At 64.0% G+C, this 18,027-nt stretch carries 14 protein-coding genes; 7 read left to right on the forward strand and 7 right to left on the reverse strand.

What is annotated here, in order from left to right; translation table 11 throughout:
- Positions 1 to 154 precede the first annotated feature (154 nt).
- A complete protein-coding gene (gene purL, locus F7R19_RS00560; protein ID WP_150979016.1) occupies positions 155 to 4,201 on the forward strand; it encodes a phosphoribosylformylglycinamidine synthase in 4,047 nt (1,348 codons plus the stop codon).
- A gap of 123 nt (positions 4,202 to 4,324) precedes the next feature.
- Here purL and F7R19_RS00565 read toward each other — a convergent pair whose 3' ends face one another.
- The 6 genes from F7R19_RS00565 to F7R19_RS00590 all read right to left on the reverse strand — a co-directional run bounded on the left by F7R19_RS00565 (position 4,325) and on the right by F7R19_RS00590 (position 8,661).
- Positions 4,325 to 4,642, reverse strand: coding sequence for a hypothetical protein (locus F7R19_RS00565; RefSeq protein ID WP_061957774.1), 318 nt, complete (start codon positions 4,640 to 4,642; stop codon positions 4,325 to 4,327).
- Positions 4,643 to 4,837: 195 nt separating this feature from the next.
- Positions 4,838 to 5,632 (reverse strand): peptidylprolyl isomerase, encoded by a 795-nt coding sequence (locus F7R19_RS00570; RefSeq protein WP_061957773.1) that lies wholly within the window; start codon positions 5,630 to 5,632, stop codon positions 4,838 to 4,840.
- Between the two features lie 4 nt (positions 5,633 to 5,636).
- Positions 5,637 to 5,951, reverse strand: coding sequence for a BolA family protein (locus tag F7R19_RS00575; RefSeq protein WP_061957772.1), 315 nt, complete (start codon positions 5,949 to 5,951; stop codon positions 5,637 to 5,639).
- A 42-nt stretch (positions 5,952 to 5,993) separates the two neighbouring features.
- On the reverse strand, positions 5,994 to 6,548 hold the full coding sequence (locus F7R19_RS00580) for a septation protein A (protein WP_061957771.1): 555 nt from the start codon (positions 6,546 to 6,548) through the stop codon (positions 5,994 to 5,996).
- 94 nt (positions 6,549 to 6,642) lie between these two features.
- On the reverse strand, positions 6,643 to 7,050 hold the full coding sequence (gene msrB / locus F7R19_RS00585) for a peptide-methionine (R)-S-oxide reductase MsrB (protein ID WP_061957770.1): 408 nt from the start codon (positions 7,048 to 7,050) through the stop codon (positions 6,643 to 6,645).
- 48 nt (positions 7,051 to 7,098) lie between these two features.
- Entirely contained in the window at positions 7,099 to 8,661 is a 1,563-nt protein-coding gene (locus tag F7R19_RS00590) for a protein adenylyltransferase SelO (RefSeq protein ID WP_150979017.1), read from the reverse strand.
- A 424-nt stretch (positions 8,662 to 9,085) separates the two neighbouring features.
- Here F7R19_RS00590 and F7R19_RS00595 point away from each other — a divergent pair, with 424 nt between their 5' ends.
- The 6 genes from F7R19_RS00595 (at position 9,086) to F7R19_RS00620 (ending at position 15,957) form a co-directional block, all read left to right on the forward strand.
- Complete coding sequence (locus F7R19_RS00595) at positions 9,086 to 10,708, forward strand: 3-(methylthio)propionyl-CoA ligase (RefSeq protein WP_150979018.1); 1,623 nt, start codon at positions 9,086 to 9,088, stop codon at positions 10,706 to 10,708.
- A gap of 142 nt (positions 10,709 to 10,850) precedes the next feature.
- On the forward strand, positions 10,851 to 12,101 hold the full coding sequence (locus tag F7R19_RS00600; protein ID WP_061957767.1) for a branched-chain amino acid ABC transporter substrate-binding protein: 1,251 nt from the start codon (positions 10,851 to 10,853) through the stop codon (positions 12,099 to 12,101).
- Positions 12,102 to 12,209: 108 nt separating this feature from the next.
- On the forward strand, positions 12,210 to 13,157 hold the full coding sequence (locus F7R19_RS00605; protein ID WP_061957766.1) for a branched-chain amino acid ABC transporter permease: 948 nt from the start codon (positions 12,210 to 12,212) through the stop codon (positions 13,155 to 13,157).
- Positions 13,158 to 13,160: 3 nt separating this feature from the next.
- The gene (locus tag F7R19_RS00610; protein WP_150979019.1) at positions 13,161 to 14,474 is read left to right on the forward strand and encodes a branched-chain amino acid ABC transporter permease; all 1,314 of its coding nucleotides are present in this window, start codon (positions 13,161 to 13,163) and stop codon (positions 14,472 to 14,474) included.
- Complete coding sequence (locus F7R19_RS00615; RefSeq protein WP_061957764.1) at positions 14,471 to 15,247, forward strand: ABC transporter ATP-binding protein; 777 nt, start codon at positions 14,471 to 14,473, stop codon at positions 15,245 to 15,247. Before F7R19_RS00610 ends, F7R19_RS00615 begins: the two co-directional genes overlap by 4 nt.
- Positions 15,244 to 15,957 carry an ABC transporter ATP-binding protein gene (locus F7R19_RS00620; protein ID WP_061957763.1) on the forward strand — a complete coding sequence of 238 codons (714 nt, stop codon included), beginning with the start codon at positions 15,244 to 15,246 and terminating at the stop codon, positions 15,955 to 15,957. The genes F7R19_RS00615 and F7R19_RS00620 overlap by 4 nt, the downstream gene beginning before the upstream one ends.
- A 108-nt stretch (positions 15,958 to 16,065) precedes the next feature.
- Here F7R19_RS00620 and F7R19_RS00625 read toward each other — a convergent pair whose 3' ends face one another.
- On the reverse strand, positions 16,066 to 17,550 hold the full coding sequence (locus tag F7R19_RS00625) for an amino acid permease (RefSeq protein ID WP_150979020.1): 1,485 nt from the start codon (positions 17,548 to 17,550) through the stop codon (positions 16,066 to 16,068).
- Positions 17,551 to 18,027 lie beyond the last annotated feature (477 nt).

The raw sequence follows: 18,027 nt of genomic DNA on the forward strand, positions 1-18,027 counted from the left end.
GTTTTCGCCTCGCCAATCTCCGCCGGTTCATTGCGCAATGCAAAAAGCGGGCCGCAACAAGGTACAATAGCGGCTTCCCGCCAGCCGGCATTCCATTCAGCAGTGTCGGCGGCCGCCTGCCCCGACCCTCCTTCGCCTCCTGACCGTACCGATCATGGCGCATTTCTCGTGCTTCCCCGGCGCTTTGGCGCTTTCTGCCTTCCGTCAGCAACGCCTGCTTGCCGCTCTCCAACAAATCGACGCCGATATTGAATCCGTGCACGGCCAGTTCGTGCATTTTGTCGATTCGGACACGCCGCTTTCCGCCGAAGATCAGTCGCGCATCGGCGCCATGCTGACCTACGGCGCGCCGTTCCCGGCCCAGACCGAGGGCGACCGCTTCGTGGTGATCCCGCGTTTTGGCACGATCTCGCCGTGGGCCAGCAAGGCCACCGACATCGCCCACAACTGCGGCCTGACGCACGTGCATCGCATCGAGCGCGGCATCGAGATCACGGTGATCTGCAAGAAGGGCCTGCTGCGTGGCCGCAAGTCGCTCGACGCCGGTACGCGCGCCGCCGTGGCCGCGCACCTGTTCGATCGCATGACCGAAACCGTCGTCGCCTCGCGCGAGGAGGCGGCCGGCCTGTTCCAGGAGCTGCCTGCGAAGCCGCTGCAGTTCGTCGACATTTCGGCTGGCCGCAGCGCGCTGGTCGAGGCCAACACCGCGATGGGTCTGGCGCTGTCCGAGGACGAAATCGACTATCTGCTGGAGAATTACGGCAAGCTCGGCCGCAATCCCACCGATGTCGAGCTGATGATGTTCGCGCAGGCCAACAGCGAGCATTGCCGCCACAAGATCTTCAATGCCACGTGGACCATCGACGGCGTTGCGCAGGACAAATCGCTGTTTGCGATGATCCGCAATACGCACCAGTTGAATCCGCAGGGCTCGATCGTCGCCTATTCGGACAATTCGGCCGTGATGGAAGGCGATGTCGCCGAGCGCTGGTTCCCGCGCGGCGCGGACCAGAAGTACGGTCGCCATGAAGCGCTGACCCACACGCTGATGAAGGTGGAAACCCATAACCACCCGACCGCGATCTCGCCGTTCCCGGGCGCATCGACTGGCGCTGGCGGCGAAATCCGCGACGAAGGCGCGACCGGCCGCGGCGCGAAGCCCAAGGCTGGCCTGACGGGCTTTACGGTGTCCAACCTGATGCTGCCCGATGCGGTCGAAGCGTGGGAAAACGCGCGCGACGCGGCCCAGCCTGTGGCGCACCGCAATCCCGACGACAAGCCCCGCGTGACCGGCAAACCGGACCGCATCGCATCGCCGCTGCAGATCATGATCGAAGGGCCGCTCGGCGGCGCGGCGTTCAACAACGAGTTCGGCCGCGCCAACCTGGGCGGTTATTTCCGCGTCTACGAGCAGAACGTGGGCGGCACCGTGCGCGGCTATCACAAGCCGATCATGATCGCCGGCGGCATCGGCAATATCGATGCGAACCACACCCACAAGAACCCGCTGCCCCCGGGCACGCTGCTGATCCAGCTGGGCGGACCCGGCATGCGCATCGGCATGGGCGGCGGCGCCGCCAGCTCGATGGCGACCGGCACCAACACGGCCGATCTCGATTTCGACTCCGTGCAGCGCGGCAACCCCGAAATGGAGCGCCGTGCGCAGGAAGTGATCAACGCCTGCTGGCAGCTTGGCGAAGACAACCCGATCCTGTCGATCCACGACGTCGGCGCTGGCGGTATTTCGAACGCCTTCCCGGAACTGGTGGATGGCGCCGGCCGCGGCGCGCGCTTCGACCTGCGCCAGGTGCATCTGGAAGAATCCGGCCTGTCGCCGGCGGAAATCTGGTGCAACGAGTCGCAAGAGCGCTACGTGCTGGCGATCGCCCCGAACGACCTGCCGCGCTTCCAGGCCATGTGCGAACGCGAGCGCTCGCCGTTCGCCGTAGTCGGCATCGCCACGGAAGAAAAGCAGTTGCAGCTGGTGGACGCCAGCGTGGACGCCGCGCTCAAGGAGCACTATCCGGTAGACATGCCGATGGACGTGCTGCTGGGCAAGCCGCCGCGCATGCACCGTGACGTGCAGCGCGTGGCGCAGGAACTGCCGCCGGTCGATGTCACCGGCATCTCGCTGGAACAGGCGGTGCGCGATGTGCTGCGTCATCCGACCGTGGCCAGCAAGTCGTTCCTGATCACGATCGGCGACCGGACCGTGGGCGGCATGAATGCGCGCGACCAGATGGTCGGACCGTGGCAGGTGCCGGTGGCCGACGTGGCGGTGACCACGCTCGACTATAAGGGCCGCGCCGGCGAGGCAATGACGATGGGCGAGCGCACCCCGCTGGCCGTGATCGACGCGCCGGCTTCGGGACGCATGGCCGTTGGCGAGGCGCTGACGAACCTGGCCGCCGCGCCGGTAAAGAGCCTCGACAAGGTCAAGCTGTCGGCCAACTGGATGGCGGCCTGCGGCGTGGCCGGCGAAGACGCGAAACTGTACGACACGGTTCACGCGGTCGGCATGGAACTGTGCCCCGCGCTTGGCATCAGCATCCCGGTGGGCAAGGATTCGCTGTCGATGCGCACCAAATGGAGCGATGCCGATGGCGACAAGGAAGTGGTCGCGCCGGTGTCGCTGATCATTTCGGCTTTCGCTGCCGTCGATGACGTCAACAAGACCCTGACGCCGCAATTGCGCACCGACCTGGGCGACAGCGTGCTGATCGCCATCGATCTGGGCCGCGCCAAGAACCGCATGGGCGGCAGCATCCTTGCGCAGGTGTCGCAGCAGGTGGGCGATCGCGCGCCGGACGTCGACAATCCGGAAGACCTGAAGAATTTCTTCAACGTCATCCAGCGCCTGAACCGCGCAGGCAAGCTGCTGGCCTACCACGACCGCTCGGATGGCGGCCTGATGGCAGCGGTGGCCGAAATGGCGTTTGCCGGCCGTACCGGCGTGTCGCTGAACGTCGACATGCTGACGCTGGATCCGAACCAGGAACAGGACTACGGCGACGCCAAGAACTGGGCGCAACAGGTTGCCGAACTGCGCAACGACCGCACGCTGCGCGCGCTGTTCTCGGAAGAACTGGGTGCCGTGATCCAGGTGCGCACCGAGGAGCGCGACGCGGTGTTCGCGGTGCTGCGCGAGGCTGGGCTCTCGGCCTGCAGCCATGTGATCGGCAAGCCCAACGCCAACGACCAGATCGAGATCTATCGCGATGCCAAGAAGGTGTTCGGCGCCGCGCGGGCCGACCTGCAGCGCACCTGGAGCGAAGTGAGCTGGCGTATCGCGCGCCTGCGCGACAATCCGGACTGCGCGGACAGCGAGTACAACCTCTTGCTCGACGCCGCCGATCCCGGCATCAGCCCGGTGCTGACGTTCGATCCGGCGCAGGACATCGCCGCGCCGTTTATCGCCAGCGGCAGCCGTCCGCGCGTTGCCATCCTGCGCGAGCAGGGCGTCAATTCGCAGATCGAAATGGCCTACAGCATGGATCTGGCCGGCTTCGATACGGTCGACGTGCATATGAGCGACTTGATCGCCGGCCGCGCCAACCTGACCGATTTCAAGGGCTTTGTGGCCTGCGGCGGTTTCAGCTACGGCGACGTGCTGGGCGCGGGCGAGGGCTGGGCCAAGACGATCCTGTTCAATGGCCAGATGGCCGAGCAGTTCGCCGCGTTCTTCAACCGTCAGGACACCTTCGCGCTGGGCGTGTGCAATGGCTGCCAGATGCTGAGCAACCTGGCCCCGATCATTCCGGGCGCCGGCGCATGGCCGAAGTTCACGCGCAACCAGTCGGAACAGTACGAAGCGCGCTTCGTGACGGTGGAAGTGCAGCAGTCGCCGTCGATTTTCTTTGCCGGCATGGAAGGCAGCCGCATCCCGATCGCCGTCGCGCACGGCGAGGGGTTTGCCGATTTCTCGCAGCAGGGCGATATCGGCAAGGTCGACGTGGCGCTTCGGTTCGTCGACAACCGCGGCGTGGTGACGCAGACGTATCCGCTCAACCCGAATGGATCGCCGCAGGGCATTACGTCGGTGACCACCGGCGATGGGCGCTTCACCGCGCTGATGCCGCACCCGGAACGCGTGTTCCGAACCGCCACGATGAGCTGGGCGCCCGATGCGTGGAAGGACATTCCCGATGGCGGCAGCCCGTGGATGCGCATGTTCCGCAACGCGCGCAAGTGGGTCGGCTGACAGGCCCACGCCGAGATGAAAAAATGCCCGCTGCAATGGCGGGCATTTTTTCGTCCGGATGCGGAGGTGGGCGTGCGGCTTGCGCGGCTTGTGCCCACGGGTAGCGCCGTCGGCGCGGTTATCTCAAGCGGCGGGGTTCGGCTGCACCACGGGCCGGATCGGCTCGGCATGCTGGCGCGCGCTCCATGGCAGGTAGCGCGAGTACAGCAGCCGCAGGCGGTCCGAGCCCGGCGGCACCGGTACCTCGCCGCGCACTTCCATGAAGGCAATGGTGGCTTGCAGCAACTTGGACTGCGCGTACCGGTCGCGCGCGGGCAGGTGGGGGTGAAGCTGGCGCCAGCGCGAGCCGGTGCATTCGATGTGGGGCATCCCCAATGCGCAGTAGACGATGCCACTGGAGTAGAGGTGCCACATCTGCCAGTAGCCGCTCGTAACGCCCATGACTCAAATTTCCTCGTTTTGCCGATTGGACACCGATGGCGCGGCGGCCCCGGACGATGGCTTCGATATTACCGAGAGCCACGCGCCGAGAAAACAAGGCAATAGTGTCGATGTGTGCCGAAGCCCGCACGATGGCAAATGGGCATAAAAAAACCGGCGCAGTGGCGCCGGTTTTCATGTCCAGTGCAACACCGCTTACTGGATTTTTGCCTTGTCCTTGATCGACTTCATCATCGCCTGGAATTGCTCGCGCTGCCAGGCCTGGTCGCCCATCAGCATCTGCTGCAACTGCGGCTTCACTTCCTCGAACGACGGGATCTTCGCGTCGCGCGTGTCCACCAGCTCGATGATGTGCCAGCCAAACTGCGTCTTGACCGGCGTATCGGTCATCTGACCCTTCTTCAGGCCGGTCATCGCGGCCGAGAACTCGGGCACGTAGCTGCTGCTGTTGGCCCAGTCCAGGTCGCCGCCATTGGCTGCCGATCCGGTGTCCTTCGACGAAGCCTTGGCGACGTCCTCGAACTTGGCGCCGGCCTTGATCTTGGCGATCAGCGCCTTGGCGTCGGCTTCCTTCTCCACGAGGATGTGGCGGGCATGGTATTCCTTGCCGTTGCCGAACTGCGACTTGATCTTGTCGTATTGCTTGCGCAGTTCGTCGTCGTTGGCGCCGTGGGTGCGGACGTAGTCCTCGAATACCGCGCCGGCCAGCACATTCAGGCGTGCCTGTTCCAGTTGCTCCTGAATATCGGGGCGCTGCGTGATGCCACGCTTGTTGGCTTCCTGCAGCAGCAGTTCCCGGTCGATCAGCATGGTGCGGGCACGGTCGCGCAGTTCCGGCGAGGAGGGCTGGCCGGTTCCGGCAATCAGCTTGTCCACCTTGGCCGACGGGATGGGCTTGCCATTCACAACGGCGGCGTTCTGGGCGATTGCGGGCAGGCTGCCAGCAGCGAGCACAGCCGCCAGGCTGAACGAGAGGACGGTGGTCTTCATGGAGTCAGATCTGAGAGTTGCGAGTAGCGTCGCGTGATGCTTCGCGGGATTGATATTCTTGGTCGGTGTATGCGCTGACGGCCAGCGCATGGATTTGCGAGGGGAACAGTTCGCGCAGCGCATCATACACCATACGATGGCGCGTCACGCGCGAATGCCCGGCGAACCGCTCGCTGACGATCAGGACGTTGTAATGTCCCCCGCCCGACGCCGCTCCGGCGTGCCCGGCATGGGCCGCGCTGTCGTCGTGCACGTTCAGGTGTGTGGGGGCCAGCGCTGCGCGGAGCAGCGCCTCGATGGTGGCGGGATCGGCTGCCATCCGGATTCCTTGCAAATGGGGTGAGGGCGGAAAGCCAGCCGGTCAGTCCGGACGGCCGTTCTGGGAAGGGGTTTCCTGGATATGGCGCGACAGCCAGATGCTTTGCGCCACGATGAACACCAGCATCAGGCCCATGCTGCCGAACAGCTTGAAGTTGACCCACGTGTCGGTGGAAAACTGATAGGCGACATACAGGTTCAGCGCGCCCATGGCAGCGAAGAACACGGCCCAGGCCGTGTTGAGCCGGCCCCACATCGGATCGGGCAGTGTTACCTGCTTTTCCATCATGGCGCGGATCAGATTCTTGCGCCAGCCGATCACCGAGCCGATCAGCGTGACCGCGAACAGCCAGTACAGCACGGTCGGCTTCCATTTGATGAAGGTGTCGTTGTGCAGCACGATCGTCGCGCCGCCGAACACACCGATGATGGCCAGACTGACCCATTGCATCGGCTCGACCTTGCCGTGCCGGAAGCGCACCCAGGCGATTTGCAGCACCGTGGCGCCGATGGCGACGGCGGTTGCCGGATAGATGCCGAACAGCTTGAAAGCGACGAAAAACAGGATGACCGGGAAGAGGTCGAAGAGAAATTTCATGCGGGCCAGGGCTGATAGGCAAGACCGGCCGACGGCCGGGCTTGCTGGCGATCCGCGTGGCGGATCGGACGAGGCGTCCCGGGTGCGGGTGGCTTCACCCGCGGTCGGCCGGATCGCGATCGTCGAATTTTAGCGCAGCCGAGTTGATGCAATAGCGCAAACCGGTTGGCGCGGGGCCGTCCTCGAACACATGTCCCAGGTGGCTGCCGCATTCCTTGCAGCGCACTTCCACGCGCGTCATGCCGTGCGTATGGTCGACATGTTCGGAAATTACCTCGCCGTTGATGGGCCGGAAGTAGCTCGGCCAGCCGCATCCGGCGTCGAACTTGGTGGCCGATTCGAACAGCGGCGTGCCGCAGCCCACGCAATGGTAGATGCCCTGGTCCCAGTGGTCCCAGTAGCGGCCCGTGAAGGGGCGTTCGGTGGCCGCTTCGCGCGTCACACGGTATTCGATATCGGACAACTGCTCACGCCATTCGGCGTCGGTCTTGGTGGTGGTCATCTCGCTTCCTGTTTCGTGGTCGAGGGTGCAAGGCGGTTTGGGGTGCTGCTACGACGAGCAGCTGACTTCCAGCCCCGATGCCCAGTCTGGCGGCAAGGCCGCATAGTGCTCGGCTTCCGGTTGCTCGTCGAATGGCCTGGACAGCACGGCGAGCAGACGGTCCACCTCGGAAAAATCCTTGTCGCGCGCCGCGCGGATCGCGGTTTCCGCCAAATGATTGCGGAGCACGTATTTCGGGTTGACTTGCAGCATTGCAACCCTGCGCGCGGCGTCGTCCGATTGTTCGGCCAGCAGCCGGGCGCGATATTCGGCGGCCCACGCATCCCAGGCGGCACGATCGAGGAACAGGTCCCGCACCGGCGCATCGTGCGCGCCATCGCGCGAATCCACCTGCGCCAGGCCGCGCCAGAACAACGTGTAATCGACGCGATTGGCGTGCAGCACGCGGAACAGGTCCGTCATCAGCGCCTCGTCCTGTTCGTGCGCGGCGCGCAGGCCAAGCTTGGCGCGATAGTGGCGGAAAAACGCCTCTGCGTAGCGATCGCGGAACGGATCGAGCGCTTCGCGCGCGGCCTCCACCGCGTCGTTCTTGGCGGCCTCGGCGTCGGCCGCCGACGCATCGCGCCACAGTGGCAGCAGCGCCTGCGCCAGGCAATGCAGGTTCCAGAACGCGATTTGCGGCTGCTGGCTATACGCGTAGCGGCCCTGCTGGTCGGAATGGTTGCAGATGTGATTGGCGTCGAAGGCGTCCAGGAAACCGAACGGGCCGTAGTCGATCGTGAGGCCAAGGATCGACATGTTGTCGGTGTTCATGACGCCATGGCAAAAACCCACCGCCTGCCAGTGCGCCACCATGTCCGCCGTCAGCAGCGAAACCTCGCGCAACAGCGCCTGGTATGGATTGGCCGCATCGCGGCATGCGGGATAGAAGTTGTCGATCACGAAATCGGCGAGCTGCCGGAGCGAGGCATGATCCTCGCGCGCCGCGAAATGCTCGAAATGGCCGAAGCGCAGGAAGCTCGGCGCCAGCCGCGTGACCACCGCGGACGTCTCGATGGTTTCGCGCCGCACCGGCGCATCGGAGCCGACGATCGACAACGCGCGCGTGGTCGGCACGCCCAGCGCATGCATCGCTTCGGAGCACAGGTATTCGCGGATCGACGAGCGCAGCACGGCACGGCCATCGGCCATGCGCGAATAGGGTGTCAGTCCCGCGCCCTTGAGCTGGATTTCCCACGGGCCGTCGGGCATGGCCGCCTGGGCGAGGCGAATCGCGCGTCCATCGCCAAGCTGGCCGGCCCAGACGCCAAACTGGTGCCCGGAATAGACCGTGGCCAGCGGGTCGGCCCAATCGGGTACGAGGTTGCCGACGAACGTGTCGAGGAAGGCCGGGTCCCTGGAAGCGGCCTGCAGGCCCGGCTCATCCCAGCCCAGCAGCGCCGCGGCGGCGGGCGCCACGCTGACGAGGTACGGGGACGGCAGCGGCGTGGGCGCGAGGCGCGTAAAGAAACGCTCGCCAAGCGAGGCAATGCCGGGCGTCGTGTTGAACGGCACGGGAAAGGCTACGGGAGCGGCCGCGCGCGGCGGTGCGGTGTCGGATTCGGTGGGCATTGGGGGCGGCTGCCTGTGTCGTGGCCTGTGTTGCGGCTGCGTATTCGCGATCGAAAAGATGCGTCCGTGGGCTTGTCCCATTTGCGCGCGCGGGCGTGCAGTGCACGGCGCTAGGGGAAAACGACATATTGAGACGCATCGGGGCTCGCAGTATTGTACTTGCACCGGTTTTCCCCTGTCGGCCAAGGGTTGTCCGCTGCTCGCAGACCAATCAAAAAGCGACGCATATGGTGGACATCAATCCCATGCATGGCAGGGCGCGCGTACGGTTCCCGAGAGAGGTCCGCTGCGCGTCAGTCCACCAACATCATCATCGACAAGTTCAGAGTTTTTTGAGTGCTGCAGCGTATGAGGGCGATCGGCCGAAAATAAGCACGGTTGTTCGCTTTTTCTTGATCGAGACAATCAGACGGGAGACCGCTTCATGGCATTGATGGGTCAAATGATGAGCGCGCCGCTGCTCATTTCCTCCATCATCAAGCACGCTGCACGCTACTACGGCAGCACGGAAATCGTCTCGCGGCGAACCGAAGGTGATCTGCATCGCTATACCTATCGGGACTGCGAGCTGCGCGCGCGCAAGCTGGCGCAGGCGCTGGGGGCGCTGGGCGTGCAGCAGGGCGACCGGGTGGGCACGCTGGCGTGGAATGGCTACCGTCACCTCGAGATCTACTACGGCGTGTCCGGCATGGGCGCGGTCTGCCATACCGTCAATCCGCGGCTGTTTCCCGAGCAGATCGCCTACATCGTCAATCACGCCGACGACCAGTACGTGTTCTTCGATGCCACGTTCCTGCCGCTGGTGGAAGGCGTGGCGCCGCATTGCCCGAACGTGAAGGGCTGGGTGATGATGAGCGACCGCGCGCACATGCCGGTCGATCCAAAGGTTCCGCTGCTCTGCTACGAGGATCTGATCGACGCGCAGGACGGCGACTACACGTGGCCCGATCTCGACGAGAACCAGGCGTCCAGCCTTTGCTATACGTCGGGTACCACGGGCAATCCGAAGGGCGCGCTGTATTCGCACCGCTCGACGGTGCTGCATTCCTATGCGTCGGCGCTGCCCGATGCACTGGGCTGCTCGGCCAAGGACGTGATCCTGCCGGTGGTGCCGATGTTCCATGTCAACGCATGGGGTCTGCCTTATTCGGTGCCGCTGGTCGGCGCGAAGCTGGTGTTCCCGGGCGCCCGGCTCGACGGCGCATCGCTTTACGAATTGTTCGAGCAGGAAGGCGTAACGTTCTCCGCCGGCGTGCCGACGGTGTGGCTTGGCCTGCTGCAGTATGTGCAGTCGAACAAGCTCAAGTTCTCGACTTTCCGCCGCACCGTGATCGGCGGCTCCGCCGCGCCGCCGGCGATGATCCGCGCACTCGAGGCGCTGGACGTGGAAGTGATCCACGCCTGGGGCATGACCGAGATGTCGCCGCTGGGCACATCGTGCAAGCTGCTGGCGCGACACAAGGACCTGCCAGAGGATGCCCGCCACAAGATCCTGGAAAAACAGGGCCGCGTGATCTACGGCGTCGACATGAAGATCGTCGACGGCGAGGGCAACGAATTGCCCTGGGACGGCAAGGCGTTCGGCGATTTGCTGGTGCGCGGCCCGTGGGTCATCGACCACTACTATCGCAACGACAACAATCCGCTGGTCGATGGCTGGTTCCCGACCGGGGACGTGGCCACGATCGACGAGGAAGGCTACATGCAGATCACGGACCGCAGCAAGGACGTGATCAAGTCGGGGGGCGAGTGGATTTCGTCGATCGACGTCGAGAACGTGGCCGCCGCGCATCCGGCGGTGCACATGGCCGCGTGCATTTCCGCCTATCACCCCAAATGGGACGAGCGCCCGCTGCTGGTGGTGGTCAAGCGCGCCAACATGGATGTCACGCGCGAGGAACTGCTGGCTTTCTTCGAGGGCAAGGTGGCCAAATGGTGGATTCCGGACGACGTGGCGTTCGTGACCGAGATTCCGCTGACCGCAACCGGCAAGATGCAGAAGCTGAAGCTGCGCGAACAGTTCAAGGACTACAGGCTGCCCGCCTGAAGCCGCACCGGCCTGCGTCGCAGCGGCGCCGGGCTGTCGCGGTGGTTCGATCCTGAAGAAATGACCGGATATGCTGCCGCCCGCGCGAGGAGGGCGTTGGCGGCTGCTATCGGCCAACCACAATAACGTGAAGGAGACAGGTATGACGAAGTTGCGTCCGCTGGTAAACGGTGTGGCAGCAGTAGTTGCTCTGGGTTCCGTGCTGGTTTCGGGAGTGGCGGCGGCCGATACGGTGAAGATCGCCTTCATCGATCCGCTGTCGGGACTGATGGCCCCGGTCGGGCAGAACCAGCTCAAGAGCTGGCAATACGTGGCCGATGTCGCCAATCAGAAGAACTGGGCCGGCGCGCACAAGTTCGAGGTGGTGGGCTTCGACAACAAGCTCAGCCCGCAGGAAAGCCTGACGATCCTGAAGCAGGCGGTCGACCAGAACATCCGCTATATCGTCCAGGGCAACGGATCGTCGGTGGGGTTGGCACTTGAAGACGCGGTGGCCAAGCACAACGAGCGCAATCCGGGCAAGGAAATCGTCTACCTGAACTACGCGGCGGTGGACCCGGACATGACCAACAGCAAGTGCAATTACTGGCATTTCCGTCTCGACGCCAATTCGGATATGAAGATGGAGGCCCTGACCACGTTCCTGGCCAAGGATCCGGCGGTCAAGAAGGTCTACCTGATCAACCAGAACTATTCGTTCGGCCACCAGGTGGCGCGCGCGGCGAAGGATTACCTGAAGCGCAAGCGTCCCGACATCCAGATCGTCGGCGACGACCTGCATCCGCTGGCGCAGGTGAAGGACTTCGCGCCGTACGCGGCCAAGATCAAGGCATCGGGCGCCGACACGGTGATCACCGGCAACTGGGGCAGCGACCTCGCGCTGCTGATCAAGGCCGGCAAGGACGCCGGCCTGCCGGTCAACTACTACACCTACTACGCGGCTACCACCGGCGTGCCGACGGCGATGGGCGCGTCGGGCGCCGAACACGTCAAGTACGTCGGCTATTACAACCCGAACAATCCGACGTTCCGCGGCGGCGACATCGTCGAGGGCTTCAAGAAGAAGTACAACGACGACTTCTACGTGATGGCCTCGTACACGGGCATCGCCATGCTGGCCAAGGCCATGAAGGAGACCGGCTCGACCGATCCGGTCAAGGTGGCCAAGGCGCTGGAAGGCATGAAGGTGGAGAGCATGAACGGCACCGTGGAGATGCGTAACACCGACCACCAGGCGCAGCAGCCGCTGGTCGTTGCGACGTGGACCAAGGTCAACGGCAAGGACATCAAGTTCGACCAGGAAAACACTGGTTATGGCTGGAAGACCGACGCCGCGCTCGACCAGTTCGTCGCGGCGCAGCCGACGTCGTGCCAGATGAAGCGGCCGAACTGACGCCCGGGCCACATGCGGTACGGGGTTCCGCCTTGCGCCGGAACCCCTGACAATATGGCTTTTGCCGGGTCAGACGCCGGCGCCTGAATAAGGCCCTGAGGACTTGCCGTGGAATTCTTTGTCATATCGCTACTGAACGGCATCAGCTACGGCTTGCTGCTATTCATGCTGTCGTCGGGACTTACGCTGATCTTCAGCATGATGGGCGTGCTCAACTTCGCGCACGCCAGCTTCTACATGCTGGGCGCCTACTTCGCCTATACGCTGGCCGGCAAGGTCGGCTTCTGGCCCGCACTGATCCTGGCGCCGCTGCTGGTGGCCGGGGCAGGCGCGCTGGTGGAACGCTTCGGGCTGCGCACGGTGCACAAGTACGGCCACGTGGCCGAGCTGCTGTTTACGTTTGGGCTCGCTTATCTGATCGAGGAGGGCGTCAAGCTGGTGTGGGGGCTGGCCGCCGTGCCGTATCGGATCCCTGCCGAACTCGACGGCCCGCTCTTCACAGTGTTCACTTCGTCGTTCCCGAAGTACCGCGCCTTCATGATGCTGGTGTCGCTCGGCATGCTGTTGGCGATCTATCTGGTGCTGACGCGCACCCGCATCGGGCTGGTCATCCAGGCCGCGCTGACCCATCCCGAAATGGTCGAGGCGCTGGGCCACAACGTACCGCGCGTATTCATGATGGTGTTTGGCGGCGGTGCGGCGCTTGCCGGGCTGGCCGGCGTGATCGGCGGCAACGCGTTCGTCACCGAGCCGTCGATGGCGGCCGCGGTGGGATCGATCGTCTTCGTGGTCGCCGTGGTCGGCGGCATGGGTTCACTGGTCGGCGCGTTTATCGCGTCGATCCTGATCGGCGTGCTGCAGACGTTCGCGATCACCGTTGACGCATCGCTGGCCGGCCTGTTCGGCGCACTCGGCATGACGGTCACGGCCGCCACGCCATTCAGCTCGCTGTGGAACCTTACCGTGGCCCAGGTGGCACCGGTGCTGCCCTATCTGCTGATGGTGGTGATGCTGATTTTCCGCCCACGCGGGCTCATGGGCACCCGGGAGAGCTAGGCGATGGAGTCGACGACGATGCAACAAAGCCCGCAACCGGTTGTGACGGGACGCACCATGCGCTACCAGCCGATGAATCTGGCGCGCTGGATCATCTGGAGCGCCACGGCCCTGGTGATGCTGGTGATGCCGCTAATCTTCACGGGCGGTTTCGCCGTGACGCTGATGTCGCAGATGGGCATCATGATCATTTTCGCGCTGTCGTACAACATGCTGCTCGGGCAGACCGGCATGCTGTCCTTCGGGCACGCCGTGTATTCGGGCCTCGGCGCGTTCATCGCAGTGCACGTGCTGAACATGGTGGGCGCCGGCAAGGTCTGGCTGCCCGTGTCGATGCTGCCGCTGGTGGGCGGGCTGGCGGGCGCGTTCTTCGGCGTGGTGTTCGGTTACGTCACCACCAAGAAGTCCGGCACCACCTTCGCGATGATCACCATGGGGATCGGCGAGATGGTCTTCGCCAGTTCGCTGATGTTCCCGGATTTCTTCGGCGGCGAAGGCGGCATTTCCACCAACCGCGTGGTTGGCGATCCGTTCCTGGGCATCACGTTCGGCCCGGGGCGCCAGGTGTACTACCTGATCGCGATCTGGTGCTTCCTGTCGATGGTGGCGATGTATGCCTGGACGCAGACGCCGCTCGGCCGCATTGCCAATGCCGTGCGCGACAATCCCGAGCGCGTCGAATTCATCGGCTACAACACCCAGCGCGTGCGATACCTGGTGCTGATCCTGTCGGCATTCTTCGCCGGCATCGCAGGTGCGCTTTCCGCGATCAACTTCGAAATCGTCTCGGCAGAAAATGTCAGCGCGGTGCGTTCGGGCGGCGTGCTGCTGGCGGCCTTTATCGGCGGCGCGGGCGTGTTTTTCGGCCCGGTGATCGGCGCGATCGTCTTCACGCTGTTCGCGGTGGCGTTGTCGGATCTGACGAAGGCGTGGCTGCTGTACCTGGGCCTGTTCTTCGTGATGATGGTGATGTTCGTGCCCGGCGGTATCGCCAGCCTGCTGCTGATGCAGGTGCCGCTGCTGGCCAGGAAAAAACTGGGCCGCATGCTGCCATCGTATGCGCAGGCCGGCGCCGCGGGGCTGGTGCTGCTGGCCGCCACGATCCTGACCGTCGAAATGATCTACAAGGTGCAGGTCGATAGCGCCAACGGGACCGCCATGACGCTGCTGGGCATTGGATTCGACGCCGCCACGCTGACCCCATGGATCGTGGCCGCGGCGTTGTGGGGCATCGGTTATGCCGCATGGCGATGGGCCGGCGCGAAGGTGCGTGCGCAACTGGACGCCATCCAGGCGGAAACGGGAGGCGTGGCATGACGGCCGCACTGGAATTGAACGACGTTCGCAAACGCTTCGGGCAGACCGAAATCATCCGTGGCGTCACGCTGTCGATTGGCAAGGGCGAGCGGCACGCGCTGATCGGGCCGAACGGCGCGGGAAAATCGACCACGTTCAACCTGATCTCGGGCCGCTTCGCGCCGACTTCGGGCACGGTCAAGCTTAACGGGCAAAGCATTGCCGGCATGCGCCCGTTCGAGATCAACCGCATGGGGCTGTCGCGCAGCTTCCAGATCACGAACATCTTTCATCGCCTGAGCGTGTTCGAAAACCTGCGCTGCGCGGTGCTATGGTCGCTGGGCTACAAGTATTCGTTCTGGCATCGCCTGGCGGCGCTGCGCGATGCGCGCGAGCGCGCCGAGGAGGTGCTGGAACTGATCGGCATGCAGCATCGACGCCAAACGCAGGCCGGGCTGCTGACCTACGCGGAACAACGCGCGCTGGAAATCGGCATCACCATCGCCGGCGGCGCAGAGGTGATCCTGCTCGACGAACCCACGGCGGGCATGAGCCGGTCGGAATCGGATCACGCTGTCGAACTGATCCGCAAGGTGACGGTCGGCAAGACGCTGGTGATGGTGGAGCATGACATGAGCGTGGTGTTCGGCCTGGCGGACCGCATCTCCGTGCTGGTCTACGGCGAGGTCATCGCCACCGATACGCCGCAGGCGATCCGCAACAACCGCAGCGTCAAGGAAGCTTATCTCGGCACTACGCTGGACGAGCCGGCCGTCGAAGGAGCGCACGCATGAGCCAGCCCATGCTGGAAGTTTCCGGGCTGCATGCCTACTACGGCAAGAGCCACATCCTGCACGGCGTCGATGCGCACGTCGACACGGGCGAGATCGTGGCGCTGCTGGGACGCAATGGCGTCGGTCGCTCGACCATGGCCAAGGCCATCCTGGGGATGGTGAAGGCCGAAGGGTCGGTACGGCTGCGCGGCGAAGAAATCCTCGGTCGCCGCACCTTCGAGATCGCCCATGCCGGCATCGGCTACGTCCCGGAGAACCGCGACATCTTCCCCACCCTGACCGTGCGCCAGAACCTGCTGCTCGGCGAAAAGCGCAATCCACGGCAGGCCAAGCCGCGCTGGAGCGTGGACGACATGTACCGCATGTTTCCACGGCTGAAGGAGCGCGAGCACACTGCCGCGGGCGTTCTGTCCGGTGGCGAGCAGCAGATGCTGACGCTGTGCCGCACTCTGATGGGCGATCCCGATCTGATCCTGATCGACGAGCCGACCGAGGGCCTGGCGCCAATGATCGTGACGCTGGTGGGAGAATTCCTGAAGACCCTCAAGGAGCGGGGCGTGTCGGTGCTGCTGATCGAACAGAAGCTGGCGATTGCACTCGACATCTCGCAGCGTGTCTACGTGATGGGCCACGGGCACATCGTGTTTGAAGGATCGCCCGCCGAACTCAAAGCCAACACGCAAATCCGCAAGGAATGGCTCGAAGTCTGATACCGGGCTGCAAGCCGCGCGCATGAAAAAAGGCGCCCGTGCGGCGCCTGTTCCCTGGACGCCTCGTCCTCAATCTGGATCGTGGCTTCCGCTGGCCTTCGGACCGGCTCAGTCCCTTTTCACGAGATCGAACGGCATGTCCTCGTAATCGATCAGTCGCGTGCCCTTCGCCAGTCGATAACCGAGCCACAACGCCAGGAACACCGGTACGCCGATATAGGTGGCCAGGATTTCCTGCCAGCGGCCCGGTATATCGCTGAAGGCCTGATAGTTCTGTCCGGCCACGATCACCAGGCAAAGCACGCCCGCAAAGATCGGGCCGAAAGGATACAGCGGCGACCGATAAGGCAGGTCGGTGACCTTGTAGCCTTGCGCGATCAGTCCCTTGCGGAACCGATAGTGACTGATGGCGATGCCGAACCACGCGAAGAATCCCGTCATCGCCGAGGTGTTGAGCAGCCACAGATACACCGCCTTGTCGCCGAACAGCGAACTGAAAAAGCACAAGGCGCCGATGGCTGTGGTGAGCAGCAGCGCGTTGAACGGTACGCCGCTGCGCGTGAGCTTGCCGAATGCGCGTGGCGCGCGACCGCTGACGGCCAGGCCGTACAGGATGCGCGTGGACACATACATGCTCGATGTGCCGGCCGACAACAACGCGGTCAACACCACGGCATTCATCAGGCCCGCCGCGAAAGCAAGGCCGGCGTGCCGGAACACCAGCGCGAACGGGCTGACGCCGACATCGGTTACGTCGTTGCGCAGCAGGCTGGGGTCGGTGTAGGGAATCAGCACACCGATGATCAGAATCGCCACCACGTAGAACATCAGAATGCGCCAGAACGTTTGCCGGATGGCGCGCGGAATCGTCCGGGACGGATCGTCGGCCTCGCCAGCGGCCACGCCAACGGTCTCGGTGCCCTGAAAGGAGAAGCCCGCGATCATCGCCACGGCGAACATCCCGGGAAGCCCGCCGACGAAGGGCGCCTCGCCGACGCTGAAGTTGTGCCAGCCCGATTGCGGGCCGCCCTTGAGCACGCCAAAGATCATCAGCGTGCCAACGCCGAGGAACACGATAACCGTAATCACCTTGATCAGCGCGAACCAGTACTCGGCTTCGCCAAAGCCACGCACCGAAAATGCGTTGAGCACGAACATCAGGAAGAGGAACGCTGCGCTCCAGTACACGCCCGCCACGTCGGGGAACCAGTACTGCATGACCAGTTGCGCGGCGGTCAGCTCCACCGCGATCGTCACGGCAAGGCTGAACCAGTAGTTCCAGCCCAAGGCAAAGCCGAAACCTTCATCGACATACAGCGCGCTGTACGTCACGAACGAACCCGCCACGGGCATATGCACCGCCAGTTCTCCCAGACTGGTCATCAGGCAATACACCATCAGGCCGATCAGACAGTACGCCAACAACGCGCCGCCGGGCCCCGACTGCGCGATCGACGCGCCGGACGCCACGAACAGGCCGGTGCCGATGGCGCCGCCCAGGGCAATCATCGTCAGGTGCCGGGCCTTGAGTTTTCGGTGCAGATCGTCGTGCTCGACGACGGGGTGCTGATGGGGATGTGGGTGGGATGGCATCAGGGTCGCTGGATCGTCGGCGTGGTTGGCTCGCGCGAATGTGCCTTGTGGGCCGGAAGGGCGCGACGGCCTGCCGAAAAACGAAAAGGCGCGAGTCTACCGTGTCTTTTTTAGTGGATTGGAGGCCGGCGTCAAAAAAAACGTTCTGGCGTCGCGATGGCCGGGCGAATGTGCGGCGTGCAGCATTCTGCAAGCGCACCAGCACCGCTGGTGTAGGGGTTCCCCCTTAGGGTTTCGCGGCGCGCGCGGGATCAACATGAACGCCGGAAAAGCCCGTCATGAAGAGCACGCATGACGCGATTTCCATGGCCGAAAAATGAAATTGAACGACCGTGCTATTTTGTGTATGCTTGACCCGCTTTCAAGCCGGAGGGCTTGTGCGGCAAGGGATTGCGGGGCACAAACAGAACCCACCCGCATCCTGGCGGTACCTACATTCGAGAATTCGAATCCCGAGACAAAAACTTCATCAAAGGA

Source organism: Cupriavidus pauculus, from assembly GCF_008801835.1.
GTDB lineage: Bacteria > Pseudomonadota > Gammaproteobacteria > Burkholderiales > Burkholderiaceae > Cupriavidus > Cupriavidus pauculus.